The sequence below is a fragment of the Pseudomonas aylmerensis genome, assembly GCF_001702265.1.
GTDB classification, from domain to species: domain Bacteria; phylum Pseudomonadota; class Gammaproteobacteria; order Pseudomonadales; family Pseudomonadaceae; genus Aquipseudomonas; species Aquipseudomonas aylmerensis.
Map to the genome: position 1 here is coordinate 60,784 of NZ_MAUE01000013.1, position 26,387 is coordinate 87,170.

Annotated in this window: 24 protein-coding genes; 16 read left to right on the forward strand and 8 right to left on the reverse strand. The window is 62.1% G+C overall.

All coding sequences use genetic code 11. The features are described 5' to 3' along the window. Positions 1-68: 68 nt before the first annotated feature. The 15 genes from BBG20_RS11025 (at position 69) to pdeM (ending at position 19,569) form a co-directional block, all read left to right on the forward strand. Positions 69-2,450, forward strand: a complete 2,382-nt coding sequence (locus tag BBG20_RS11025; protein ID WP_065903007.1) for a TonB-dependent receptor — start codon at positions 69-71, stop codon at positions 2,448-2,450. A gap of 25 nt (positions 2,451-2,475) precedes the next feature. Then, the gene (locus BBG20_RS11030; RefSeq protein WP_065903009.1) at positions 2,476-3,603 is read left to right on the forward strand and encodes an ABC transporter substrate-binding protein; all 1,128 of its coding nucleotides are present in this window, start codon (positions 2,476-2,478) and stop codon (positions 3,601-3,603) included. A 131-nt stretch (positions 3,604-3,734) separates the two neighbouring features. Next, the gene (locus tag BBG20_RS11035) at positions 3,735-4,793 is read left to right on the forward strand and encodes a FecCD family ABC transporter permease (protein ID WP_065903011.1); all 1,059 of its coding nucleotides are present in this window, start codon (positions 3,735-3,737) and stop codon (positions 4,791-4,793) included. Beyond that, complete coding sequence (locus tag BBG20_RS11040; RefSeq protein ID WP_065903015.1) at positions 4,790-5,575, forward strand: ABC transporter ATP-binding protein; 786 nt, start codon at positions 4,790-4,792, stop codon at positions 5,573-5,575. The genes BBG20_RS11035 and BBG20_RS11040 overlap by 4 nt, the downstream gene beginning before the upstream one ends. A gap of 93 nt (positions 5,576-5,668) precedes the next feature. Further along, the gene (locus BBG20_RS11045; RefSeq protein WP_065903017.1) at positions 5,669-6,313 is read left to right on the forward strand and encodes a glutathione S-transferase N-terminal domain-containing protein; all 645 of its coding nucleotides are present in this window, start codon (positions 5,669-5,671) and stop codon (positions 6,311-6,313) included. Between the two features lie 225 nt (positions 6,314-6,538). Further along, positions 6,539-8,980 carry a penicillin acylase family protein gene (locus BBG20_RS11050; RefSeq protein WP_065903018.1) on the forward strand — a complete coding sequence of 814 codons (2,442 nt, stop codon included), beginning with the start codon at positions 6,539-6,541 and terminating at the stop codon, positions 8,978-8,980. A gap of 166 nt (positions 8,981-9,146) precedes the next feature. Then, positions 9,147-10,151, forward strand: a complete 1,005-nt coding sequence (locus BBG20_RS11055) for a ligase-associated DNA damage response exonuclease (RefSeq protein ID WP_065903019.1) — start codon at positions 9,147-9,149, stop codon at positions 10,149-10,151. Next, complete coding sequence (locus tag BBG20_RS11060) at positions 10,148-11,788, forward strand: ATP-dependent DNA ligase (protein ID WP_065903020.1); 1,641 nt, start codon at positions 10,148-10,150, stop codon at positions 11,786-11,788. Before BBG20_RS11055 ends, BBG20_RS11060 begins: the two co-directional genes overlap by 4 nt. A 315-nt stretch (positions 11,789-12,103) precedes the next feature. Then, positions 12,104-12,883 (forward strand): transporter substrate-binding domain-containing protein, encoded by a 780-nt coding sequence (locus tag BBG20_RS11065; protein ID WP_065903021.1) that lies wholly within the window; start codon positions 12,104-12,106, stop codon positions 12,881-12,883. A 60-nt stretch (positions 12,884-12,943) separates the two neighbouring features. Beyond that, the gene (locus BBG20_RS11070) at positions 12,944-13,672 is read left to right on the forward strand and encodes an ABC transporter permease (protein ID WP_065903023.1); all 729 of its coding nucleotides are present in this window, start codon (positions 12,944-12,946) and stop codon (positions 13,670-13,672) included. Then, a complete protein-coding gene (locus BBG20_RS11075) occupies positions 13,669-14,379 on the forward strand; it encodes an ABC transporter permease (RefSeq protein WP_065903025.1) in 711 nt (236 codons plus the stop codon). The genes BBG20_RS11070 and BBG20_RS11075 overlap by 4 nt, the downstream gene beginning before the upstream one ends. Positions 14,380-14,388: 9 nt before the next feature. Continuing rightward, on the forward strand, positions 14,389-15,507 hold the full coding sequence (locus tag BBG20_RS11080; protein WP_065903027.1) for a succinylglutamate desuccinylase/aspartoacylase family protein: 1,119 nt from the start codon (positions 14,389-14,391) through the stop codon (positions 15,505-15,507). A gap of 13 nt (positions 15,508-15,520) precedes the next feature. Next, complete coding sequence (locus BBG20_RS11085; RefSeq protein WP_065903037.1) at positions 15,521-16,285, forward strand: ABC transporter ATP-binding protein; 765 nt, start codon at positions 15,521-15,523, stop codon at positions 16,283-16,285. Positions 16,286-16,438: 153 nt separating this feature from the next. Beyond that, positions 16,439-18,919, forward strand: a complete 2,481-nt coding sequence (locus tag BBG20_RS11090; protein ID WP_065903039.1) for a ligase-associated DNA damage response DEXH box helicase — start codon at positions 16,439-16,441, stop codon at positions 18,917-18,919. Further along, positions 18,919-19,569: a ligase-associated DNA damage response endonuclease PdeM gene (pdeM, locus tag BBG20_RS11095; protein WP_065903041.1), complete on the forward strand. Its 651-nt coding sequence runs from the start codon at positions 18,919-18,921 to the stop codon at positions 19,567-19,569. Before BBG20_RS11090 ends, pdeM begins: the two co-directional genes overlap by 1 nt. A 15-nt stretch (positions 19,570-19,584) precedes the next feature. Here the strand turns inward: pdeM and BBG20_RS11100 are convergent, their stop codons facing one another. Together BBG20_RS11100 and dcd are read right to left on the reverse strand one after the other, a co-directional pair. Continuing rightward, on the reverse strand, positions 19,585-19,782 hold the full coding sequence (locus BBG20_RS11100; protein WP_010212420.1) for a hypothetical protein: 198 nt from the start codon (positions 19,780-19,782) through the stop codon (positions 19,585-19,587). Positions 19,783-19,890: 108 nt separating this feature from the next. Continuing rightward, positions 19,891-20,457, reverse strand: a complete 567-nt coding sequence (gene dcd / locus BBG20_RS11105) for a dCTP deaminase (RefSeq protein ID WP_065903042.1) — start codon at positions 20,455-20,457, stop codon at positions 19,891-19,893. Positions 20,458-20,846: 389 nt separating this feature from the next. On the opposite strand from dcd, the gene BBG20_RS11110 reads away from it, so the two are divergent. Continuing rightward, positions 20,847-21,056 carry a cold-shock protein gene (locus BBG20_RS11110; RefSeq protein ID WP_002554837.1) on the forward strand — a complete coding sequence of 70 codons (210 nt, stop codon included), beginning with the start codon at positions 20,847-20,849 and terminating at the stop codon, positions 21,054-21,056. Positions 21,057-21,253: 197 nt separating this feature from the next. On the opposite strand, the gene rpoS is transcribed toward BBG20_RS11110, so the two are convergent. From rpoS to ispF, 6 genes are all read right to left on the reverse strand, one after another. Further along, positions 21,254-22,258 carry an RNA polymerase sigma factor RpoS gene (gene rpoS / locus BBG20_RS11115; protein ID WP_025855149.1) on the reverse strand — a complete coding sequence of 335 codons (1,005 nt, stop codon included), beginning with the start codon at positions 22,256-22,258 and terminating at the stop codon, positions 21,254-21,256. A gap of 106 nt (positions 22,259-22,364) precedes the next feature. Then, positions 22,365-23,201, reverse strand: coding sequence for a peptidoglycan DD-metalloendopeptidase family protein (locus tag BBG20_RS11120; RefSeq protein WP_065903043.1), 837 nt, complete (start codon positions 23,199-23,201; stop codon positions 22,365-22,367). 208 nt (positions 23,202-23,409) lie between these two features. Further along, positions 23,410-24,045, reverse strand: coding sequence for a protein-L-isoaspartate(D-aspartate) O-methyltransferase (locus BBG20_RS11125; protein ID WP_177343936.1), 636 nt, complete (start codon positions 24,043-24,045; stop codon positions 23,410-23,412). Between the two features lie 41 nt (positions 24,046-24,086). Further along, positions 24,087-24,836, reverse strand: coding sequence for a 5'/3'-nucleotidase SurE (surE, locus tag BBG20_RS11130; RefSeq protein ID WP_065903045.1), 750 nt, complete (start codon positions 24,834-24,836; stop codon positions 24,087-24,089). Then, the gene (truD, locus tag BBG20_RS11135) at positions 24,824-25,882 is read right to left on the reverse strand and encodes a tRNA pseudouridine(13) synthase TruD (RefSeq protein ID WP_065903046.1); all 1,059 of its coding nucleotides are present in this window, start codon (positions 25,880-25,882) and stop codon (positions 24,824-24,826) included. Before truD ends, surE begins: the two co-directional genes overlap by 13 nt. Further along, a complete protein-coding gene (gene ispF, locus BBG20_RS11140) occupies positions 25,879-26,352 on the reverse strand; it encodes a 2-C-methyl-D-erythritol 2,4-cyclodiphosphate synthase (protein ID WP_012722614.1) in 474 nt (157 codons plus the stop codon). Before ispF ends, truD begins: the two co-directional genes overlap by 4 nt. Between the last annotated feature and the right edge of the window lie 35 nt (positions 26,353-26,387).

Below are 26,387 nucleotides of genomic sequence, written 5' to 3' on the forward strand. Positions count from 1 at the left end.
GCGGAATCGCTCTTTAGACTACCGAACCTAAATGAGAGTAATTGTAATTTAGACTCGGATCACTGCCTATGTCATTGCCCACCCCTCACCGTCACACGTTGCACAGTACCCTGGCGCCGATGTTCGGTTTCCTCGCGGCTGGTGGCGTCGCCCCGACCGCCTTGGCCGATACGACAGCCGCCACGACCAATGGCTCGGTGCTGAGCCTGCCGGAAATCAAGGTCGACGGTGAAGCCACCTCCACCTTCAAAGTGGACCGGGTGACCTCGGCGAAAATCAGCCAGCCGCTGCTGGACGCGCCGCAAAGCGTGACCATCGTGCCCCAGCAGGTGCTCAAGGAGCAAAACGCGCAGACCCTGCAGGAAGTGTTGCGCAACGTGCCGGGCATTACCTTCATGTCTGGCGAGGGCAACCTGGGCTGGGGCGATCTGTTCTCGATCCGGGGCTTTTCTTCGGAGCAGAGCCTGACCGTCGACGGCGTGCGCGATGCCGGCATGTCGACCCGTACCGACACCTTCAACCTGCAACAGGCCGAAGTGTTCAAGGGCACCGGCTCCATCGAGTCCGGGGTGTCTGCGGTGGGCGGCAGTGTCAACCTGGTCAGCAAGGAAGCGCACCTGGGCGATGCCAACAAGGTCTCGGCCGGGATCGGCACCGACAGCTATCGCCGGCTCACGGCCGACCTGAACAAGCAACTGAACGACACCACCGCCGTACGCATCAACCTGATGAAACACTACAACCAGGTGGCCGAGCGCGACGACGTGGACTACGACCGCTGGGGCATCGCCACCTCGTTCGGCTTCGGCCTGGGCACCGACACGCGGCTGTTCATCGACACCTTCTACCAGAAAGACACCAACACCCCGGACGGCGGCGTGCCGATCCAGCGGGGCACCGACGGCGACCGCATGCCCGGGGTGAAACGCTCGAACTGGTACGGCGACTCCAGCCTCTACACCCAGCAAAACAAAACCACCTCGCTGACTGCCCGCCTGGAGCACGACTTCGACTGGAATGAAGCCAACCTGCGCAACCAGACTCGCTGGGAACGCAGCGACAACTTCGCCGTGCTCTCCCCGGCGCGCTTTTTTGCCGCCGACGCGAATGGCAACAAAACCTGCACCGGCGCCCGTTGTGCGACTTTGGGCTACACCGGTGTAGGCCCGATCAGCCAAGTGCCCGGTAGCACGGTGAATGCCTACACCGACTACGTGAACAACAGCAACACCGCCTACGGCATCCTGCGCGGCAGCGACTTTGGCTTGTCGAAGCACTACACCATCCTGGATAACCAGACCGACTTCAGCTTCAAGTTCAATACAGGAAGCCTGCAACACGCGGTGGTCTCGGGCCTCGAGTTCTACCACGAGACCTACGGCGGGCTGAAGCGCAACGCCGAAGTGCCGGCAGGCAACCTGTTCTTCGACATGAGCGAGCCCAGCCACAGCTTCGCCAGCACCTACGTGACCAAGGGTGAAGGCGACCCGCGCTCGGTGATCGACAACGCCGGTATTTACCTGGGTGACACCGTCACCCTCAACGAGCAGTGGCAGGTGCTGGGCTCGCTGCGCTACGACAACTGGCGGGCGCAAACCAGCCAACGCGGCCAATCGACCATCAGCAGCACCGACGGTGCGGTGAGCGGACGGGTCGGCGCGGTGTACAAGCCGTTGCCCAACGGCAGCGTCTATGTGTCCTACAGCGAAGCAGCGCAACCCTCGGCGTTGGGCGCATCCACCAACAACCAGATCTACGGCGCGGCCAGCACCAGCAACTACAGCCCGGCCAAGTCCAAGACCTACGAGTTGGGCACCAAGTGGGACATTGCCCACGACATGCTGAACGTCACCGCCGCGATTTTCCGCACCGAACTCGACAACGCCTGGGAATACCAGGACGGCGAATCCGCCCCGGTACGCGCCCTGCCCGCCAAGCGCGTGGACGGCGTGGAACTCGGCCTGCAAGGCAATATCACCTCGCGCTGGACCGCCTACACCGGTTTCTCGGCGCTCAAGAGTACCCAGACCAAAGGCATCAACAAGGGCGCCGAAGCCAAGAACGTCCCTGACCTGACCGCCAACCTGTGGACCACCTATGCCGTCACCGACGCCCTGAGCCTGAGCTACGGCGAGCAATACGTCGGCCGGCGCCGCTACACCGACAACAAATACGTCGGCGGCTTGAACAACAACAGCAGCTACGCCAATGGCCCCTCCGGCGTGAATGCGATCTACACCCGCGACCATGAAAAAGCCCCCGGCTACTGGCTCAGCAGCCTGGCCGCGCAATACAAGGTGAACAGGGACACCACGGTCAACCTCAACCTCAACAACGTCTTCAACACGTTCTATTACAGCCAGGTCGGCGCCTCCCTCGATGGCTTCCAGCTCTATGGCATCCCAGGTGCCGGGCGCACCCTCACCGCCAGCGTCGATTATGAATTCTGATCCTCTCTCACCAGGAGCCTCTGCCATGCGCAAACCCCTTCACTTGCTCAAGCTCGGCGTGCTGTTCGGCGCCTTGGTCCTCGGCCATGCCGAAACCGCCGCCGCCCACGAAGTCACCGACGTGCTCGGCCGCAAGGTCGAGGTAAAAGACGACGTCAAACGCGTGGTACTGGGTGAAGGTCGCCTGATTTCGGCATTTGCCCTGCTCGACAAGGACGCGCCGTTCCAGCGCATCGTCGGCTGGCAGAACGATCTGAAGCTGCTGGACCAACACACCTATAACGCCTACGTGGCGAAATTTCCGACGGTCAAGGACATCCCTTTGATCGGGCAGGCGTCGGAACAAAGCGTCAGCGCTGAAGAAATTCTCTCACTGAAACCGGACCTGGCGGTGTTCAGCATCTCCGGGCACGGCCCGACCGAACACAGCCCGGTCGCCGATGTATTGGCCAAGGCCGGAATCCCGGTGCTGTTCGTCGACTTTCGCATCAACCCGGTACAAGGCACCCATAGCAGCATGAGCGCGCTGGGCCAGGCGTTGGGGCGTGAAGCCCAGGCCAAGGCATTCCTCGCGTTCTATGACCAGCACATCAAGGTGATCAGCGACGCCGTCGCCACCTTGCCGGCCGGCCCGCGCCCGAGCGTGTTCCTCGAACTGCTGGCCGGTGCCTGGCAGGCACCGGGGCACACCACCGGCAAAAGCGGCATGGGTGAAGTGATCAAGCTGGTCGGCGGACGCAACATCGCTGCCGATGTCGTGCCCGGCGCGCTGGGTGATATCAGCGTTGAATATGCGCTGAAGGCTGATCCGGATGTGTACGTGGCCACCGGCAACCACAAACCCGGGCTGATCCTGGGCGCAGGCGTTACCCAGGACGAGGCGCGTGAAGCGTTTGACCGCGTGTTGGCGCGGCCGGAATTCGCCAATCTTCGCGCGATCCGCGAAGGCAATTCCCACGGCCTGTGGCATGACTTCTACAACTCGCCCTACAACCTGCTGGCGATTGAAGCGCTGGCCAAGTGGGTACACCCGCAACTGTTCGCCACGCTGGACCCGCAGGCGACGATGGCGCAGATCAACCAGCAGTTCCTCGGGATGCCGCTGCAGGGTGCCTATTGGATCAACAGCAAGCCTGCTGTCGAAACGCGGTAAAAACTGTGGGAGCGGGCTTGCTCGCGAAGGCGGTGTATCAGTCGACCTATTCAGTGACTGACACCGCGCATTCGCGAGCAAGCCCGCTCCCACATTTGGATTTTCATCGTCTTCAAAATTGTGTGAACTCCATGACCACTCAAACCCTCGACCTCGCCAGCGCCACCCACGGCTACCGGCGCCTGCTGGCGCGGCGTGCCTGGCTGCTGGCCTTGCTCGGCAGCGCGCTGGCCTGCGCGATTCTGGTCGACCTGGCCAGCGGCCCGTCGGGCATGGGCCTGCTGGCGTTACTCGACGGCATCCTGCATCCCTCGCACCTGAGCGCCACCGACCAGGTGATCATCTGGAACGTGCGCCTGCCCTACGCGCTGATGGCGGTGCTGGTAGGCTGCGCGTTGTCGCTGGCCGGGGCCGAGATGCAGGCGATCCTCAACAACCCGCTGGCCAGCCCGTTTACCTTGGGCGTGTCGTCGGCGGCGGCGTTGGGTGCATCGCTGGTGATTGTGTTCCCGGTGACCACGCTGTGGGTCTCGGCCAACACCGCGATTTCGATCTCGGCGTTTATCTTCGCCGCCGCCTCGGTGTTTTTGCTGCAAGCCATGTCACGCCTGCGCGGCGCCGGCGTGGAAAGCCTGGTGTTGTTCGGCATCGCGCTGGTGTTCAGTTGCAACGCGGTGGTGGCCTTGCTGCAACTGGTGGCCACCGAAGACGTGCTGCAACAGCTGGTGTTCTGGACCCTGGGCAGCGTGACCCGGGCCAATTGGGACAAGCTCGGCATCCTGGCGCTGGTGGTCGCGGTGGTGCTGCCGTTTTCCTTCACCGCCGCACCGCGCCTGACCCTATTGCGCATGGGCGAGGACCGCGCGCAAAGCTTTGGCGTGGACGTGAAGCGCCTGCGGTTTTTCTCGTTGCTGCGCATCAGCCTGTTGTCGGCCACCGCCGTGGCCTTTGTAGGCACCATCGGATTTATCGGTCTGGTAGGTCCGCATATCGCGCGGATCCTGGTGGGTGAGGATCAACGCTTCCTGTTGCCGGCCAGCGCCCTGACCGGTGCGTTGCTGCTGTCGCTGTCGTCGATTGCCAGCAAGCTGATCATGCCCGGGGTGATTGTGCCGGTGGGCATTGTCACCGCCTTGGTCGGCGTGCCGATTTTCGTGGTGCTGGTGTTCAAGCGGGGGAGGCAGTTATGAGTGCGGGCTTATCGGTACACAACGCCAATGTGAGCTACGGGCGCCGGCAGATCGTGCATGACCTGAGCTTGCCGACTTTGCCCCACGGCAGCCTGACCGCCTTGATCGGCCCCAACGGCGCGGGTAAATCCACCTTGCTGCGTGCCGTGGCCGGGCTGGAAAAGATGCAAGGCGTTGTGCGATTGGGCGACCTCGACCTGTCGGCCATGTCCGTTGCCGAACGCGCGCGACGGGTGACCTACATGCCGCAGAACCTGCCGCCCGGCCTGAGCCTCAGCGTGATGGAAAGCGTGATCGCCGCGCTGCGCGTGGCCCATGTGGAGGGCGTTCCACTCTCCAGCGAGGCCTGCCTGCGCGAAGCCTTCGAGGCGTTGCAACGCATTGGCATCGCGCACTTGGCCGACCAGTTACTCAGCACGCTGTCGGGTGGCCAGCGCCAATTGGTCAGTCTTGCCCAACTGATCGCGCGTCGCCCCCAGGTGATGCTGCTGGACGAACCCACCAGCGCCCTCGACCTCAACTACCAGTTGAAAGTCATGGAGTGCGTGCGCGGGCTGGTGCGCGAGCACCAACTGATCGCCGTGGTGGTGCTGCACGACATCAACCTTGCCGCACGCTTTGCCGACCATATCGCCGTGCTGCGCCAGGGCCGGCTGTATGCCAGCGGCACGGCAGATGAGGTGCTCGACCCGGCGCTGTTTGCCGAGGTGTATGGCGTGCAGGTGCGCATCGAACGCTGCTCGCAGCAGTCGCTGCAAGTGTTGGTGGACGGCGCTGTGTAAAACGCTTCTAAGGTTAGACGCAAATGTTTGATTGAATTATTGCCCTTTGGTCTTCACCTATAGCTGCAGGCATTCGCTCATTTGGAGAGCTTCATGATCGACCTGTACTACTGGACTACCCCCAACGGTCACAAAGTATCGCTGTTCCTGGAAGAAGCCGGCCTGCCCTATAAGGTGCACCCGATCAATATCGGCCAGGGCGACCAGTTCAAGCCGGACTTCCTGAAGATCGCTCCCAACAACCGCATCCCGGCCATCGTCGATCAGAATCCGACCGACGGCGGTGCGCCGATTTCGCTGTTTGAATCCGGCGCAATCCTGCTGTACCTCGCGGAAAAAACCGGCAAGTTCATTCCGCAAGACCTGCGTGGTCGCCAGGAAGCACTGCAATGGTTGTTCTGGCAGATGGGTGGATTGGGGCCGATGGCGGGCCAGAACCACCACTTCAGCCAGTTCGCCCCGGAGAAGATTCCCTACGCGATCAAGCGCTATGTGGACGAAACCGCGCGCCTGTACGGTGTGCTCGACCGGCGCCTGGCCGACCGCGCGTTCGTCGCGGGTGAGGACTACAGCATTGCCGACATGGCGATCTATCCATGGATCGTTTCCCACAAGTGGCAGAGCCAACGCCTGGAAGACTTCCCACATGTGCTGCGCTGGTTCAACAGTATCAAGGAGCGGCCAGCAACCGTGCGCGCGTATGAACTGGTACAGAAAGTGAACCCGCCCAAGGCCTGATCTGAAGCAGCACGCGATCAAATCCGGGCGCGGGCCTGCCTGCGATAGCCTCACCAGAGTGTGACTGACGCACCTGAGTGCTGGCATCGCAGGCAAGCCAACGCCCACCTTGATCGCTGTCCGAATCAAGTTCTCACGCTTAACCCAAAACTCCCGCTTGCGTCGTTTCGCCGCGCTCACTAACGTAGCGCCTTTACTGACGCTACCCCCCGCAGGAGCTTTGCCATGGCCTCGCCAGCCCTCTCACATTTTCTTCCCCGGTTCGGCGTTGCCGCGGCAGTGGCCAGTGCATTAAGCCTGGCCGGTTGCCAGCTCCAGAGCACCCAGGACACCCTGCCGCCAGTTGCCGGCGTGCAGCCGATCAAAGGCCTGGCACAGAATGTATCGGTACGCCGCAATGCCCAGGGCATGCCGCTGATCGAAAGCAACACCTTCCACGACGCGCTGTTCAGCCTCGGTTATGTGCACGCCAGTGACCGCATCACCCAGATGGTCACCCTGCGCCTGCTGGCCCAGGGCCGCCTGGCAGAAATGTCCGGCCCTGAGGTGCTGGATGTCGACCGTTTCATGCGTGCGGTCAACCTCAAGAAAAGCGCCGGCGAGCTGTATAACGCCTCCTCGCCGCGCCTCAAGCGCTTCTTCGAAGTGTATGCGCGCGGCGTCAACGCCTACCTGTTCCGCTACCGCGACAAGCTGCCGCCGGACCTGGCACAGACCGGCTACAAGCCCGAGTACTGGAAGCCGGAAGATTCGGCGCTGCTGTTCTGCCTGCTGAATTTCAGCGAGTCGGCCAACCTGCAGGAAGAACTTCCCTCCCTGGTGCTGGCGCAAAAAGTTGGCGTCGACAAGCTCGCCTGGCTGACGCCGAGCACGCCGGATGAGCCGATTCCGCTGGCCGAAGCCGAGAAACTCAAAGGCGTGAACCTTAGCCAGATCACTGGCCTGGCCGGGCTGGACACGGCCAGCCAGCAACTGAGCAGCCTCAACGCGCTGGCCGTCACTACCTCGAGCAACTGGGCGATTGGCCCGCAACGCAGCCGCAGCGGCAAAAGCCTGCTGGCCAGCGACCTCGCCGCCCAGCCCCAGGCTCCGTCGCCTTGGAGCTACGTGCAGATTCGTGCGCCGAAATACCAGGCGGTCGGTGCTTCGATTGCCGGCTTGCCGACCCTGTTGTCCGGCTTCAACGGCAAAGTCGCGTGGAGCATGAGCACGGTCAAGGGCGACACCCAGGACCTGTTCCTGGAGAAGGTCAAACGCCAAGGCAACGCGTTGTACTACGAGAACAACGGAAAATGGCTACCGGCTGGCGTGCGCAACGAAACCTACTTCGCCAAGGGCCAGCGCCCACTGCGCGAAGTGGTGTACGAAACCCGTCACGGCGCTCTGCTCAACAGCAGCCAGGCCCTGACCAGCGGCTTGGGTCTGGCCCTGCAAACGGCCGACTTCAAGGATGACAAGAGCCTGGATGCATTCTTCGACTTGTCCCGGGCGCAAAACGTCGCCAAGGCGTCGGACGCCACCCGGGAAATCCGCGCGATTGCCTTGAACATGATCTTCGCCGACGCCACCAATATCGGCTGGCAAGTCACCGGGCGTTTCCCCAACCGTCGCGAAGGCGAAGGCCTGCTGCCCTCGCCGGGCTGGGACACCCGCTTTGACTGGGACGGCTACGCCGATGCGATGCTGCACCCCTACGACCAGGACCCGGCCCAAGGCTGGATCGGCACCGCCAACCAGCGCACCGCGCCGCGCGGCTACGGCATGCAACTGTCCAACTCGTGGGACGCGCCGGAGCGCAGCGAGCGCCTGGCGCAATTGGCCAATGCCGGCAAGCACGACAGCCGCAGCATGATCGCCATGCAGTACGACCAGACCACCCTGTTCGCCGCCAAGCTCAAGACCATGTTCCAGGCACCGGGCATGGCCCAGCCGCTGAAACAGGCGATTGCAGCATTGCCGGCCGCCGAACAGGCCAAGGCGCGCGAGGCGCTGAGTCGCCTGATGGCGTTTGATGGCCGGCTCGTGGCAACGTCCGCCGACGCCGCGCTCTACGAGCTGTTCCTGCAGGAAAGCACCAAGCAGATCTTCCTCGACGAACTGGGCCCGGAAAACAGCGCCAGCTGGAAGGCCTTCGTCAGCAACGCCAGCCTGTCCTATGCCGCCCAGGCCGACCACCTGCTGGGCCGTGAAGACAGCCCGTTCTGGGACGACGTGCGCACGCCGCAAAAAGAAGACAAACCCGCGATCCTTGCGCGCAGCCTGGCCGCCGCGATCACCGCCGGCGACAGCCAACTCGGTGCCGACCACAAGGCCTGGCAGTGGGGCAAGCTGCACAGCACCACCTGGAAAAACAGCACTGGCCAGGTGATTCGCGGCCCGCTGGCGTCCGGTGGCGACCACAACACCTTGAACCCGGCACCGTATGCCTGGGGCCAGGACTTCAACACCACCCAGGTGCCGGCGCTGCGCATGATCGTCGATTTCGGCCAGGTGGAACCGATGATGGGCCAGGGGGGCATCGGCCAGTCCGGCAACCCCGCCAGCCCGAACTACGCCAACGGCATCGACCCGGCGCTCAAGGCGCAATACCTGAGCTTCCCGATGCAGCCGCAGAACTTCGAGAAGGTGTATGGCAAGGCGCGGTTGACCCTGACGCCGGGCAAATAACCCGCCTCCTTATAGGCGCCGGCTTGCCGGCGATGGTGCACTGTGAGCCGGCGTTCCAGCCGGCTGACACAGCGCTATCGCCGGCAATGGACCACCTGCATTCAGATAGAACTTCTCGCCCCGCCCCTGCCTCCTACCTGATAAGCCCATTGCCCCCGGCACGCCCATGGACCTTGTCATCGCCCGCCCCGAAGGCCTCTACTGCCCCGCCGGAGATTTCTACATCGACCCCTGGCGCCCGGTGGAACGTTCGGTCATCACCCACGCCCACGGCGACCACGCCCGCACCGGCAACCAGCACTACCTTGCCGCCGCCCCCGGTGAAGGCATCTTGCGTTCGCGCCTGGGCCAGGACATCAACCTGCAGACCCTCGCCTATGGCGAACAACTCGTCCACCACGGCGTGACCCTGAGCTTCCACCCTGCCGGGCATGTACTCGGTTCGGCCCAGGTGCGCCTGGAATACCAGGGTGAAGTCTGGGTTGCCTCCGGCGACTATAAAGTCGAACCTGACGGCACCTGCGCGCCGTTCGAGCCCGTGCGTTGCCACACCTTTATCACCGAGTCGACCTTCGGCCTGCCGATCTACCGCTGGCAACCCCAGGCGCAGATCTTTGCCGGGATCAACGCCTGGTGGCAGGCCAATATCGCCGCCGGCAAGGCCAGCGTGTTGTTCTGTTACTCGTTCGGCAAGGCCCAGCGCATCCTGCATGGCATCGACGCCAGCATCGGCCCGATCCTCAGTCATGGCGCGGTCGAACCGCTGAACCGGGTGTACCGCGAAGCGGGTATCTATATCCCGGAAACCCTTTACGCCGGCGACTTCAAAAAAACCGACCCGCTGCTGCGCCAAGCCCTGATCATCGCCCCGCCCTCCGCCGGCGGCAGCAGTTGGATCAAGCGCTTCGGCGACTACAGCGACGCCTTCGCCAGTGGCTGGATGCGCCTGCGCGGCACACGGCGGCGGCGCGGGGTCGACCGTGGCTTTGTGCTGTCCGACCACGCCGACTGGCCGGGGCTGTTGTGGGCCATCGAACAGACCGGCGCCGAACGCGTGATGGTGACCCACGGTTCGGTCGGCGTACTGGTGCGCCACCTGCGGGAAAAAGGCCTGGATGCCCAAGGCTTCACCACCGAATACGGGGATGACGAAGAAGAGGCCACGGCATGAAAGCCTTCGCGCAGCTCTACGCCAACCTTGACGCCACCACGTCCAGCAATGCCAAGCTCGCGGCATTGCAAGCCTACTTCCTGCAAGCCCCGGCAGAAGATGCGGCATGGGCGGTGTATTTTTTATCCGGCGGGCGCCCTCGCCAGTTGGTGCCGACGCGCCTGCTGCGGGACATGGCCACCGAGGCGGCGGGCATCGAGCCGTGGCTGTTCGAGGAAAGCTACCAGTCGGTCGGCGACCTGGCCGAGACCATTTCCCTGCTATTACCGGAATCTGCCTACACCTCGCAGGATGGCCTGGCGGTGTGGCTGGAAGAAAAGCTCCTGCCGCTGCGCGGCCTGGCGCCTCAGGATTTGGCCGAGCGCCTACCGGCGTTATGGGCGCAACTGGATCAACCGAGCCTGATGGTGTGCATCAAGCTGATCACCGGCAGCTTTCGCGTCGGCGTGTCCAAATTGCTGGTCACCCGTGCACTCGCCGCAATGGCCGACCTCGACAGCAAGCGGGTCGCGCAGCGGTTGGTGGGTTACACCGACCTGTCCAACCGGCCGACGGCAGAAGGCTACCTCAAGCTGATCGCCGCCGAATCAGACGACGAACATGCGCAACGCGGCGGACAGCCCTATCCGTTTTTTCTCGCCCATGGCTTGTCGCAACCGGTGGAGCAATTCGACGCATTGCTCGGTTCCCCCGCCGATTGGCAGGTGGAGTGGAAGTGGGATGGCATTCGCGCGCAACTGGTCAAGCGCGACGGCCGCCTGTGGGTGTGGTCGCGTGGCGAAGAATTGGTCACAGAGCGTTTCCCCGAACTGCACAGCCTGACCAGTGGCCTGCCCGATGGTACGGTGATCGACGGCGAAATCGTGGTGTGGAAGGACGCAGTGCAGCCCTTCGCTCTGCTGCAACAGCGAATTGGCCGCAAGACCCTGAGCAAAAAGGTGCTCGACGATGCACCGGTCGCCGTCCTCGCCTATGACCTGCTGGAATACCAGGGCGCCGACTGGCGCAACCAGCCCCAGGCCGAACGTCGCGTTCAACTCGAGCGGGTAATCGCCCAGTGCAACCAACCCGTGCTGATTCCATCGCCCCTGCTCACGGGCGCGACCTGGCAGGATCTTGCGCAGCAACGCGAAGCCTCCCGTCAGTTGGGCGTCGAAGGCATGATGCTCAAGGAGCGCAAAGGCCTTTACGGTGTGGGTCGCACCAAGGACATGGGCCTGTGGTGGAAGTGGAAAGTCGACCCGTTCAGCGTCGACGCCGTGTTGATCTACGCCCAGCGCGGCCATGGTCGGCGCGCCAGCCTCTATAGCGACTACACCTTCGCCGTGTGGGACGGCCCGCCCGGCAGCGAGCGCACGCTCGTGCCCTTCGCCAAGGCCTATTCAGGGCTGACCGACGAAGAGATGCGCAAGGTCGACGCGATTGTGCGCAAGACCACCGTAGAGAAGTTCGGGCCGGTCAGCAGTGTCACGCCGAGCATGGTATTCGAGCTGGGATTCGAGGGCATTGCCCTGTCCAAGCGGCATAAAAGTGGGATCGCGGTGCGGTTTCCGAGGATGTTGCGGTGGCGGCAGGACAAGACGGTGGATGAGGCTGACAACCTGGCCACGCTGCAAGACCTGCTGACCGGATGCTAAAACCCCACAAATCCCTGTAGGAGCTGGCTTGCCTGCGATGGCGGCGGATCAGTGACAGATGAATAAGCCGACCCGCCACCATCCCCGGCAAGCCAGCTCCCAGGTTTTCGATCTGCATCAGCCCCAAATGGGTGCACTGTTTTTTGTGTGCCCATTTTCGGGCATCTCCTACACTGAGATCTCCCTCTTCCCACCTTTTAAAACGACCATTCGGAACTATGGTGCAGAAATTGCTACTTGTGTTGCGTCTGACACCGTTCAGTAACAGTCCTAAACGCGCCACAAGCGCTTATCTTGGTTTCCAGGGATTACATAATGAAAAAAGCATTGCTGACCCTTTCTGCACTGGCTCTGTGCATGGCCGCTGGTACTGCGTTGGCCAAGGAATACAAGGAACTGCGTTTTGGTGTCGATCCGTCCTACGCGCCATTCGAATCCAAGGCCGCCGACGGCAGCCTGGTGGGCTTCGATATCGACCTGGGCAATGCGATCTGCGCCGAGCTGAAAGTGAAGTGCAAGTGGGTCGAAAGTGACTTCGACGGCATGATTCCAGGCCTGAACGCCAACAAATTCGACGGCGTGATTTCGTCGATGACCGTGACCGAAGCCCGTGAAAAGGCGATCGACTTCTCCAGCGAGCTGTTCTCCGGCCCGACCTCCCTGGTGTTCAAAAAAGGCGCGAACTACTCCACGCCTGAGTCCCTCAAGGGCAAATCGGTGGGCTACGAGCAAGGCACTATCCAGGAAGCCTACGCCAAGGCCGTGCTGGACAAAGCCGGTGTGACCACCAAGGCCTACGCCAACCAGGACCAGGTGTACGCCGACCTGACCTCCGGCCGTCTGGATGCGTCCGTGCAGGACATGCTGCAAGCCGAACTGGGCTTCTTGAAGTCGCCGGCCGGCGCTGACTACGAAGTCAGCAAGGCTATCGACGACCCTTTGCTGCCGTCGAAAACTGCGGTCGGTATCAAAAAAGGTAACAAAGACCTCAAGGCCTTGCTCGATAAAGGTATCAAAGCGTTACACGATGATGGCACCTACGCCACCATCCAGAAGAAACACTTCGGCGATCTGAACCTCTACAGCGGTAAATAACACCCTGGCGCCCACCGGTTTGCGGTGGGCGCTTTTTTATCGCCATTAGGTCCTGAATTCATGTTTGAAGATCTTTTGCAAACCCTGGGGCTGGGCGCCTTCAGTTTGAAGGGGTTCGGCCCGCTGTTGCTCCAAGGGACGTGGATGACCGTAAAACTCTCGGTCGCCTCCCTGGCTGTCAGTGTCCTGCTCGGCCTGATTGGGGCCAGCGCGAAACTGTCCAGCGTCAGCTTGATCCGTATTCCCGCCCAGCTCTACACCACCTTGATTCGCGGCGTACCGGACCTGGTACTGATGCTGCTGATTTTCTACAGCCTGCAAATCTGGCTGACCGGTTTGACCGACTTCATGGAATGGGACTACATCGAGATCGACCCATTCAGCGCCGGGGTGATCACCCTGGGCTTCATCTACGGTGCCTACTTCACCGAGACATTTCGCGGTGCGATCCTCGCGGTCCCGCGTGGCCAGTTGGAAGCTGCAACCGCCTACGGGCTGAGTCGCGGGCAGCGGTTTCGCTTCGTGACCTTTCCGCAGATGATGCGTTTTGCCCTGCCGGGCATCGGCAATAACTGGATGGTCATGCTCAAGGCCACGGCGCTGGTATCGATCATTGGTCTCGCGGACCTGGTCAAGGCCGCCCAGGATGCCGGCAAGAGCACCTATCAACTGTTTTACTTCCTGGTCATCGCGGCGTTTATCTACCTGCTGATCACCAGTGCATCCAATTTCGTCCTGCGTCGGCTTGAACGCCGCTACTCCGCTGGGTCCCGGGAGGCCGTGCGATGATCGAACTCCTGCAGCAATACTGGCGCCCCTTCCTGTACAGCGACGGCCAGCACATCACCGGGCTGGCAATGACCATGTGGCTGCTCAGCGCCTCGCTGGTGATTGGTTTCCTGGTCTCGATCCCGCTGTCCATCGCCCGCGTCTCGCGAAATCGCCTGGTGCGTTGGCCGGTGCAGTTCTACACCTACCTGTTTCGTGGCACGCCGCTCTATATCCAGTTGCTGATCTGCTACACCGGCATCTACAGCATCGCCGCGGTGCGCGCGCAGCCGGTGCTGGACGCATTTTTTCGCGATGCGATGAACTGCACGATCCTGGCCTTTGCCCTCAACACCTGCGCCTACACCACCGAGATTTTCGCCGGTTCGATCCGCAGCATGGCCCACGGCGAAGTCGAGGCCGCCAAGGCCTATGGCCTCAGCGGCTGGAAGTTGTATGCGTATGTGATCATGCCGTCGGCCCTGCGCCGCTCGTTGCCGTACTACAGCAATGAAGTGATCCTGATGCTGCACTCGACCACCGTGGCGTTTACCGCGACAGTGCCCGACATTCTCAAGGTCGCACGGGACGCCAACTCGGCGACCTACATGACCTTCCAATCCTTCGGCATCGCCGCGCTGATCTATCTGACAGTGACCTTTGCCCTGGTCGGCCTGTTTCGTCTGGCGGAGCGCCGCTGGCTGGCCTTCCTCGGGCCGAGTCATTAAGGAGCCTTCATGCGTCATCAGGTTCATGAACTGATCGCGCCTGTGCCTGGCACGGCGCGGCAGATTCACAGTTTCCACTTCGGCCCGGAACAGGCTGAAGGCAAGATCTACATCCAGTCGTCGCTGCATGCCGATGAAATGCCCGGCATGCTGGTGGCCTGGCACCTCAAGCTGCGCCTGGCGCAACTGGAGGCCGCCGGGCGCCTGCGCAGCGAAATCGTGCTGGTGCCGGTCGCCAACCCGGTGGGCCTGGAACAGGTGTTGATGGATATTCCGCTGGGCCGCTACGAGCTGGAAAGCGGGCAGAACTTCAATCGCTTGTTTGTCGACCTCAGTGACGCGGTGGGTAACCAGGTCGAGGCATTGCTCGGGGATGATCCGCGACACAACGTCGAACTGATCCGCACCGCGCTGTCCAACGCCCTCGCCGCGCAAACCGCGGAGACCCAGTTGCACTCCCAGCGCCTGGTGCTGCAACGCCTGGCCTGCGACGCCGACATGGTGCTCGACCTGCATTGCGATTTCGAAGCCGTGGCGCACCTGTACACCACGCCCGAGGCGTGGCCGCAGGTCGAGCCGCTGGCGCGCTATCTCGGCTCGGAAGCCAACTTGCTCGCCACCGATTCCGGCGGGCAATCCTTCGATGAGTGTTTCACACTGGTGTGGTGGCAATTGCAGCAGCGTTTCGGCGAGCGCTTCCCGATCCCGATGGGCAGCTTTTCCGTCACCGTCGAGCTGCGTGGCCAGGGCGACGTCAACCATGGCCTGGCCAGCCTCGATTGCCAGGCGATCATCGATTACCTGATCCACTTCGGCGCGATCGAGGGCGAAGCCGCCCCGCTGCCGGCGCTGCCCTACCCCGCCACGCCGCTGGCAGGCGTCGAACCGGTGGCGACACCGGTGGGCGGCCTGCTGGTGTTCAGCGCCCTGCCGGGGGAATACCTGGAGGCCGGGCAACTGATCGCCGACATCATCGACCCCATTACCGACCGCGTAACGCCTGTGCACTGCCAGAAGGCCGGCCTGCTTTACGCCCGTTCGCTACGCCGCATGGCCACTGCCGGGATGGTCATCGGCCATGTCGCCGGCTCAGAGGCCTACCGTAGCGGCTATCTACTTTCGCCTTGAGGATGCACGCCCCATGTACAAATTGACCGTTGAAGGCCTGCATAAAAGCTATGGCGACAATGAAGTGCTCAAAGGCGTCTCGCTCAAGGCCAAGACCGGTGACGTGATCAGCCTGATCGGCGCCAGCGGCTCCGGCAAGAGCACCTTTTTGCGCTGCATCAACTTCCTGGAAACCCCCAACGACGGCGCCATGACCCTCGACGGCCAGCCGATCCGCATGGTCAGCGACCGCCATGGCATGCGCGTGGCTGACGATGCCGAACTGCAGCGCCTGCGCACACGCCTGGCGATGGTGTTCCAGCACTTCAACCTGTGGAGCCACATGAGCGTGCTGGAAAACATCACCATGGCCCCGCGCCGGGTGCTGGGTTGCAGCAAGAAGGACGCCGAAGACCGTGCCCGTCGCTACCTCGACAAGGTCGGCCTGCCGGCACGCGTAGCCGATCAATACCCGGCCTTTCTCTCCGGTGGCCAGCAGCAACGGGTGGCCATCGCCCGCGCCCTGGCCATGGAGCCGGAAGTGATGCTGTTTGACGAGCCTACTTCAGCCCTCGACCCGGAGCTGGTGGGCGAGGTATTGAAGGTGATCCAGGGCCTGGCCGAGGAAGGCCGCACCATGATCATGGTGACCCATGAGATGAGCTTCGCGCGCAAGGTGTCGAGCCAGGTGCTGTTCCTGCACAAGGGCCTGGTGGAAGAGCAAGGTGCGCCGGCGGATGTGCTGGGCAATCCGAAAAGCGAGCGGCTGCAGCAATTTCTCAGCGGCAACCTGAAGTAAACGGGGAGGAACCGCCTGGCGATAGCGCCTTGAGCCCTGCGGCGATCTTTGCGCCACCCTCGCCGCGGTGCGACGCGCCTGCAAGGATTGCGTTAAACCTTTGATGCTCGGTGAAGGTCTGTGGAATAGGCCTTCCAGAGTGTCAGCCGTCGCATGGCAAAACCCCACGACTTCGCCAAAACATGGTTCGCCGCCAAGGGCTGGAAACCGTTCGCCTTCCAGAAAGCGGTGTGGTCTGCCGTCAAGGCAGGCCAGTCCGGCTTGCTGCATGCCAGCACTGGTGCGGGCAAAACCTATGCGCTGTGGTTTGCCGCCCTCAATCGCTTCGCCATCACTCGCCCGCCGGCCAGCGGCAAGCGCAAAGCGCCCGCAGAGCCACTGACGGTGCTGTGGATCACGCCCATGCGGGCGTTGGCCGCCGATACCGCCCGCGCACTCGAAGCACCGCTTGAGGCCTTGCAGATTCCCTGGAGCATCGGCCTGCGCACCGGCGATACCAGCAGCAGCGAGCGTGCCCGCCAGACACGCCGACAGCCCACCGCACTGGTCACCACCCCGGAAAGCCTGACCCTGATGCTCGCCCGCGCGGACAGCGAAGTGAGCCTGGCGCACCTGCGCATGGTGGTGGTGGATGAATGGCATGAGCTGATCGGCAACAAGCGCGGCGTGCAACTGCAGCTGGCGCTGGCACGGCTGCGGCGTTGGCATCCCGAGCTGATGGTATGGGGGATTTCGGCAACGCTGGGTAATCAGGCTCACGCCTTGGAGGTATTGGTCCCACAAGGTGGCGGGATCAACGTGCAGGGGCAGACAGCCAAGCAGCTGTTGGTCGACACCTTGTTGCCGCCCGTCGCGGAACGCTTCCCCTGGGCCGGGCATATCGGCTTGAAAATGTTGCCGCAGGTAGTGGCCGAAGTGGAAACCAGCAGCAGTTGCCTGGTATTCACCAATACCCGCGCGCAATCGGAAATCTGGTACCAGGCGTTGCTCGAGGCGCGCCCGGACTGGGCCGGCTTGATTGCCCTGCACCATGGCTCACTGTCCCGGGAGACGCGTGACTGGGTCGAGCGCGCACTCAAGGACGGGCAGCTCAAGGCCGTGGTGTGCACCTCGAGCCTGGACCTGGGGGTGGATTTTCTGCCGGTGGAGCGAGTCCTGCAGATTGGCTCGGCCAAAGGCGTGGCGCGGCTGATGCAACGCGCCGGGCGCTCGGGCCACGCGCCAGGGCGGCCATCGCGGGTGACGCTGGTGCCGACCCACAGCCTGGAACTGGTGGAAGCCGCCGCCGCCCAGGATGCCATTGCGCAGCGGCACATCGAAGCGCGGGAATCGCCGCACAAGCCGTTGGATGTACTCGTACAGCACTTGGTGAGCATGGCGCTGGGCGGTGGCTTCACCCCCGACGCGTTGCTGGCAGAAGTGCGCGGTGCCTGGGCCTATCGCGACCTGACCGAGGCCGACTGGGCCTGGGCCCTGGGCTTTGTGCGCCATGGCGGGCTGTCGCTGACTGCCTACCCGGACTACCGCCGCGTGGAGCCCGACGAACACGGCATCTGGCGCGTCCCCGACGCCAGGCTCGCGCGCCGGCATCGCATGAGCGTGGGCACCATCGTCAGCGACGCCAGCATCCAGCTGAAATTCTGGAGCAAGGGCGGCGGCGGCAAGAACCTCGGCAGTGTCGAAGAAGGCTTCATCGCGCGCCTCAAGCCGGGTGATGGGTTCCTGTTTGCCGGGCGCTTGCTGGAGCTGGTCCGAGTGGAAAACATGACCGCCTATGTACGTCGCAGCAGCGCCAAAAAAGCCGCAGTGCCGCGCTGGAATGGCGGGCGCATGCCGCTTTCCAACGAGTTGGCGCAAGCCGTGGTGGAACGCTTCGACGCTGCGGCGCGCGGGCACTACGACGGCCCGGAAATGCGCGCGGTGCAACCCTTGTTGCAGACGCAGTTGCGCTGGTCCGGCCTGCCGACGCACGACGGGTTGTTGGCCGAAGCCCTGAAATCACGCGAGGGGTGGCACCTGTTTCTCTACCCGTTTGCCGGGCGCCAGGTGCACTTGGGCCTGGCGAGCCTGTTGGCATGGCGGGTCAGCCAACGCCAACCCGTGACCTTCTCGATTGCAGTGAATGATTACGGCTTGGAGCTGCTGAGCGCGACGCCGGTGGAGTGGCCTGCCCTGCTGAACGAAGCATTGCTGAGCCCGGCAGACTTGCTGGCCGACGTCGTGGCCAGCCTGAACGCCGGCGAACTCGCCCTGCGCCGCTTTCGCGAGATTGCGCGGATCGCCGGACTGGTGTTTGCCGGTTACCCCGGCGCGCCGAAAAGTACACGCCAGGTGCAGGCATCCAGCGGCCTGTTCTTCGAGGTATTCAAGCAATATGACCCGCAGAACCTGTTGCTGACCCAGGCAGGGGAAGAAGTCCTGCGTGATGAGTTGGATATTCGTCGGCTGGAACAGACACTGCGGCGTCTGTCAGCGCTGCAACTGGACTTGCACGTGATCGAACGGCCGACGCCGCTGGCCTTTCCGCTGTTGGTGGAACGGATGCGTGAAAGCATGAGTTCGGAAAAACTCTCCGAGCGCATCGCGCGGATGGTCAAGGACCTGGAGAAAGTCGCGGATAACGGGAAGGGTTGATGTATTACACCGTGCAATTGGAAGGTGAAACGTTATGGCTGCTGGCGGACAAGGCCGTGTATTGGCCTGCGCGCCAGTGTTTGCTGATCGCCGATGCGCATTTCGGCAAGGCCTCGGCCTACCGCAGCCTCGGGCAACCGGTGCCGCAAGGGACTACCACCGAGAACCTGCAACGACTGGATCGGCTGTTAGCGGCCTTTACCTGCGCGCGCGTGATCTTCCTGGGCGACTTCCTGCACGGCCCCGGCTCGCATGCCAGTGGCACGCTGGGCGCCTTGCGGGCGTGGCGTGAACGCCATACAGGGCTGCACCTGACTTTGATTCGCGGCAATCACGACAAGCGCGCAGGCGATCCGCCGGCGGACTTGGACATTGAGGTGGTCGCGGAGCCGCTGCTGATGGGGCCATTCGCACTGCAACACGAACCGGATGCGCATGCCAGCCACCATGTACTCGCGGGCCATGTGCACCCGGTGTATCACTTGCGCGGCAAAGGCCGGCAACGCTTGCGCCTGCCGTGCTTCCAGCTGGGTAGCCGCGTCAGCCTGTTGCCGGCATTCGGGGCGTTTACGGGGGGTTATGCGGTAGAGCAGGACAATGACCACCGAATCTTTGTGATCGGTGATCACGAGGTATGGCCAGTGCGTTGACCGGCCTCCCAGTTATCAGGCGACAGGCGCGGGCGGTGGCTCGTCCGGAAGGGTCGGTTCACCGGGCTCGGTCGGCTGGGGGTAATCCGGCTCGGGTTGGCCGGGGATGCCGCCTGCGTAGGCGGGATCGGCCATCAGGGACCAGGCCAGAACACCAATCTGGTTGGGTTCAAGCCGGGCAAGTTCGGCGCTGATTCGCGGGTCGATCTTCATAAAAGTACTCCTCAAGCGTGGCCCGGCGCGTCTTGCACGCGCCGAGGCAGTACACCCAATAGAGTCACTTTCCGCAGACTAATTCCCTTGGCGTGTAGGACCTTTCGATCAAGCGCGCGGCAAGGTCACGCCACGCTGGCCCTGGTACTTGCCGCCACGGTCCTTATAGGACACTTCACAGGCCTCATCGGACTGCAGGAACAGCATCTGCGCCACGCCTTCGTTGGCGTAGATCTTCGCCGGCAGCGTGGTGGTGTTGGAGAACTCCAGGGTCACGTGACCTTCCCACTCAGGCTCGAGCGGCGTCACGTTGACGATAATGCCGCAGCGAGCGTAGGTGCTCTTGCCCAGGCAGATGGTCAGCACGTCGCGCGGAATGCGGAAAAACTCCACGGTACGCGCCAGGGCGAAGGAGTTTGGCGGGATGATGCACACGTCGCTCTTCACGTCGACGAAGCTTTTTTCGTCGAAGTTTTTCGGATCGACGGTCGCCGAATTGATATTGGTGAACACCTTGAATTCATCGGCGCAACGCACATCGTAGCCGTAGCTGGAAACCCCGTAGGAAATCAGGCGTTCAGCGCCTTCGCCACGCATCTGGCGCTCTACGAAGGGCTCGATCATGCCGTGCTCTTGCGCCATGCGGCGAATCCACTTGTCCGATTTGATGCTCATGGCGGGTGTCCTGAATAGCGAGGTGGAAAAATTCTGTGGGGCATCTTACCGGGGCCAGCGTTGGGGTTCAAAGGGCGTGGGGGATTTGTTGATGAATGCGCACGCTCCTGTAAGTCGCGGCCAGCGGGGCCGGGACCCGGGTTGCAGGCGCTGGTGGCGGTAAATACCACCGCCAGTCACGAAAATAGAGAAACCTTCGGAAATACCATTGGCACGTCCCGGAAAAAGGGTTAAGGTGGCGCCACTGTGCTGCTTGTGTCACTGAGAATCTCTACACGATATGTTGAATTTCGATCCAACCATCTCCAAGAATTTTTCCTGCTCTTTGCACTCAGTCTCGGCCAGGGCTTTTCCTGAGTCGCAGTTAACTTTGTCCAAGGAGATACACCATGTCTAATCGCCAAACTGGTACCGTTAAGTGGTTCAACGATGAAAAAGGCTTCGGCTTCATCACTCCACAATCCGGTGACGACCTGTTCGTTCACTTCAAAGCTATCCAATCCGACGGCTTCAAAAGCCTGAAAGAAGGCCAACAGGTTTCTTTCATCGCTACCCGCGGTCAGAAAGGCATGCAAGCTGAAGAAGTTCAAGTTATCTAACTTGTACTGACTTAGTCGAAAAAACCTCGCCCTCAAAAGCGGGGTTTTTTTATGCCTGCAATTTGGTGCTGTGATGCCGCGCACAAAGCAATGTGGGAGCGGGCTTGCTCGCGAAAGCGATGGATCAGTCAGGACATCTGCCTACTGATACTGCGCATTCGCGAGCAAGCCCGCTCCCACATTTCGTCCTGCGTCACCTATTGGAACAACGACTCACTCGACAAGCCATTCTTCTCCAGGATCTCACGCAAGCGCTTGAGCCCTTCTACCTGGATCTGCCGCACCCGCTCACGGGTCAGGCCGATCTCCAGGCCTACATCCTCCAGGGTGCTGCTCTCGTGGCCACGCAGGCCGAAGCGGCGGATCACCACCTCACGCTGCTTGTCCGTGAGCTCCGACAACCACTGGTCAATGCTTTGGGACAGATCATCGTCCTGCAACAGCTCGCAAGGATCTGTAGGACGATCATCCGTCAGGGTGTCCAGCAGGGTTTTATCCGAATCCGGACCCAGCGAGACGTCGACCGAAGACACCCGCTCGTTAAGGCCCAGCATGCGCTTGACCTCCCCTACCGGTTTTTCCAGCAGGTTGGCGATTTCTTCGGGCGAGGGTTCATGATCGAGTTTTTGTGTCAGCTCACGCGCTGCCCGCAGGTAGACGTTGAGCTCCTTGACCACATGGATCGGCAGCCGGATCGTGCGGGTCTGATTCATGATCGCCCGTTCGATGGTCTGGCGAATCCACCAGGTGGCATAGGTTGAGAAGCGGAAGCCCCGCTCAGGGTCGAACTTCTCCACCGCCCGGATCAAGCCCAGGTTGCCTTCCTCGATCAGGTCCAACAGCGACAGCCCACGATTGACGTAGCGTCGAGCGATTTTCACCACCAGTCGCAGGTTGCTTTCAATCATGCGCTTGCGCCCAGCCGGATCGCCCTTTTGCGACAAGCGCGCAAAATGGACTTCTTCTTCGGGGGTCAGCAGGGGGGAAAAGCCGATTTCATTGAGGTACAGCTGGGTCGCGTCGAGCGCCCGGGTGTAGTCAATGTATTTGTGTTGCTTTAACGCGGTGGAGTTCTTGGATTTGGTACGAACTGAAGGTACAGCAGGTCCCTCATTCGACATCGATTCCGTAGCGATACCGGTCTCCATAAGGAGAACCTCATCGTCGATGTCAAACTCCGGCGCTTCTTTACTGAGAGCCATTGTTATAGTCCTTTGGTGAGTTCGACCTCAAGCTCAAGCGACGCCTTTATCCTTGGCAACGCTGGAGCCTGTTCCTTCTACGTGAGGGAACAGGCTGTGCAACACATCAACGACGGGGTAGGAATTGCAGCGGATCTACGGGCTTCCCCTGACGGCGAATCTCAAAGTGCAGTTTCACCCGGTCTGTACCAGTTGACCCCATTTCGGCAATTGTCTGTCCGACTTTGACCTGCTGCCCCTCCCGAACCAACAGCCTGCGGTTGTGACCGTAGGCACTGACGTAGGTATCGCTGTGTTTGATGATGACCAGCTCGCCGTAGCCCCGTAAACCACTCCCGGCGTACACCACTGTCCCATCAGACGCAGCTAAAACAGGCTGTCCCAAATCTCCGGCGATATCAATGCCTTTATTCAAACTACCGTTTGAAGAGAATTTTCCAATCAATACACCGTTTGAAGGCCACCCCCAACCGGTCGGTGCAGGCCCTGCCGGCGGCAGCGGCGCGGGTGCCGGCTTGCTCGCAACCGTAGGCGCGGCGGTGCCTGCAGGCCGGGTGATGATGGTGGTCTTGCTCGAAGACGACGGCGAAGATCCGCTGTTTGTCACCACTGCCGTAGGCGTTGAACCGGTGCGGCCATCGAAGCGAATGGTCTGACCCGGATGTATCGTATACGGCACAGGAATATTGTTGCGAGCTGCAAGCGCCTTGTAGTCCCAGCCATAACGGAAGGCAATCGAGAACAGTGTGTCGCCTTTGCGAACCACGTACTGGCCAGTGGTGACCGTCGGCTTTTGCGGCACTGCGCTATTACGGTCAACCACCCGCGCGCCGCTGCTTGGCGAGCTGGAGCACGCCGCCAACAGGGAACTCAAGACAAGGCCAAGCACCAGTCGCTGAAAGCTTGTTTTACTCATACGCTGCGCAAGACCTGTGAGACTCACCCGCCGCTCCCTTTGTGGTGGCTGAACATGAACGCCTGTATCAGGCTTGAAATATGACGCAAGTATAACTGGGCATTGGCTTTTTACCGGCACACGACTGAAACGAAAAATTCATCCTGTTGAATGCCGCCGCTCATCTTGTTGACTCGATGAACCCCGCCGTAAGACACATCCTCACCAGCAGAATTCACTGCCCATGAACAAATGATCAGGCCAGCGGGCCGTTCAGCAACGGTACGAATCGCACGGCCCCCAGCACATGCCGGGAAAAGCCGTCGTCCTCACGGATAATGAGCATCAATTGTTGCACTTCGCCGGAACCCACCGGGATCACCAGGCGGCCGCCCGGCGCGAGTTGGTCGAGCAACGCTTGCGGCACATCCGTGGCCACGGCGGTGACGATGATGCCGTTATATGGCGCCAGCGCCGGCCAGCCTTCCCAGCCATCACCCCAGCGGAACACCACGTTGCGCAGGTTCAGCTCCACCAGGCGTTCCTTGGCGCGGTCCTGCAGCACCTTGATGCGCTCCACCGAGAACACCCGCTCTACCAGTTGCGCCAGTACCGCGGTCTGGTAGCCGGAGCCGGTGCCGATTTCCAGCACCTTGTCCAACGGCCCGGCGGCCAGCAGCAGCTCGCTCATGCGAGCCACCATATAAGGTTGGGAGATAGTCTGGTTATGACCGATCGGCAATGCCGTGTCTTCATAGGCACGGTGGGCCAGGGCCTCGTCGACAAACAGATGCCGAGGCGTGCGCCGGATCACTTCCAGCACCTGGGCGTTGGACAAGCCTTCCTCGTACAGGCGCTGGATCAAACGCTCGCGGGTGCGCTGGGACGTCATCCCGATGCCACGGCGCAGCAGGTCGTCTTGTTCACGAGCCATCAGCGCAGGCCCTCCAGCCATCCATCGAGACCACTGAAGGCATCACTGAAGGTGCGATCAAGTTGCAACGGGGTAATCGAAACATAACCTTGCATCACCGCATGAAAGTCCGTGCCTGGGCCGCCATCTTCAGCGTCGCCCGCAGCGGCGATCCAGTAGCCTTCCTTGCCACGCGGGTCGACCACCTTCAATGGCGCTGCCGCACGGGCGCGATGGCCCAGGCGCGTCAGCTGGATGCCGCGAATATGGTCGAGGGGCAAGTTGGGAATATTGACGTTGAGCACCGTGCGTGGCGGCAGGTCGAGGGAACCATGGGCCTCCACCAGCTTGCGCGCGAAATAGGCGGCAGTGGGCAGGTTGTCCAATTGGCGCGAGGCAAACGAAAAAGCGAACGCGGTACGCCCCAGGAAGCGCCCTTCAAGGGCCGCCGCCACGGTACCGGAATACAGCACGTCATCGCCCAGGTTCGCCCCGAGGTTGATGCCCGACACCACCAGGTCCGGTTCCTGGTCCAGCAGGCTGTTGATCGCCAGGTGCACGCAGTCGGTAGGGGTACCGTTGACGCTGATAAAGCCATTGGCCAGGACCTGCGGGTGCAGCGGACGGTCGAGCGTCAGCGAGCTGCTGGCGCCGCTTTTGTCCTGGTCGGGGGCGACCACCACACACTCGGCATAATCCTGCAGCGCAGCATAGAGCGCGGCAAGCCCGGGTGCGGTGGCACCGTCATCGTTTGATATCAGAATACGCATGGGTTGTCCGTCTGCCCCACCGGCACCAGATCAACAAGCTCGCGCACCAAGACAGTGGCGAAGCATCCGGCCGGCAGGACGAATTCCAATTGCAGAATGTCCAGCGAGGGATAATGCCACGTCAACCCGCCAATGGGCAGTCGCAGAATGCGACGTTCCTGGCTCATGCCGGCTTTCACCAGCCAATCGCGCAGGTCTGCTTCTTCGGCGGCAATCGCCTGTTCCAACGCGTGGGTGGCACCCGCCGCCGGTGAGTCGCCCTCGCCCCACTGTGGGCCGGTGGGGTGCAGGTCCAGAATCGCCAGGCGCGGGTCGCTGCATTCCGCCTCCCCCGCCGGAAAAAAGCTGCGACTGTCGGTGAACGCCAGCAGGTCGCCGACCTGGGCCTTCTGCCACGAACCATCGGCCACACGGGCTGCCAGGACTCTGTTGAACAGGTAGCTGCGCGCAGTAGACAGCAAGCGCGAACGCACATTGCGCTGTTCCGGCAAGGCCTTGCGCGCCGCCCATTCGCGGGCGTCGGCGACGTTGCCGCCATTGTGACCAAAGCGCTGCGCGCCGAAGTAGTTCGGAATGCCGTGTTGGGCAATCAGTTGCAACCGCGCGTCGATGGCGGCGGTGTCACCGTCCAACTGGGTCAGGCGCAAGGTGAAACCGTTGGCCGAATGCGCGCCCCGCTGCAGCTTGCGTTTGTGCCGACCGGTCTTGAGGATCTTGAGGGTGTCGTTTTCGGCGCCGCTCATGTCCGGGTCGGCCTTGCCCGGCAGTTGCACGCTGAACCATTGGCGGGTCAACGCCTGGCGGTCCTTGAGCCCGGCGTAGCTGACGGTGCGCAACGGCACGCCAGCGGCCTTGGCAATCCGCCGCGCAGCTTCTTCGGTATTCAGACCGCGCTTTTCCACCCACAGCCACAGGTGCTCGCCCTCGCCGCTCAGCGGGATGTCCAGCACCTCGTCCACCTGGAAATCTTCCGCCGTGGCCTTGAGGACCGCGCTGCCCAAGGCCTCGCCGTAGGCCCGTGGGCCCAGCAGTTGCAGGTCATTCATGCGCGCAGCAACAAGGCGACGGAGTGCACCGCGATGCCCTCTTCACGACCGGTAAACCCGAGCTTTTCGGTGGTGGTGGCTTTCACGTTGACTTGATCCAATTCAATTTGCAGGTCTGCGGCAATCAGCGCGCGCATCGATTCGATATGCGGGGCCATTTTCGGCGCCTGGGCCACGATGGTGTTGTCGACGTTGCCGACCTTCCAGCCCTTGGCGTGGATCAGGCCGACCACATGGCGCAGCAACACGCGGCTGTCCGCACCCTTGAAGGTGGGGTCGGTGTCCGGAAAGTGCTTGCCGATATCGCCCAACGCCGCTGCGCCGAGCAAGGCATCGCTCAAGGCATGCAGGACAACGTCGCCGTCGGAATGAGCCAGCAACCCATGGTGGTGTGCAATGCGCACGCCGCCCAGGGTGATGAAATCGCCTTCAGCGAAACGGTGCACATCGTAGCCGTGGCCAATACGCATAAAAAAACGCCCCGATTTAATTCAGGGCGTGATTC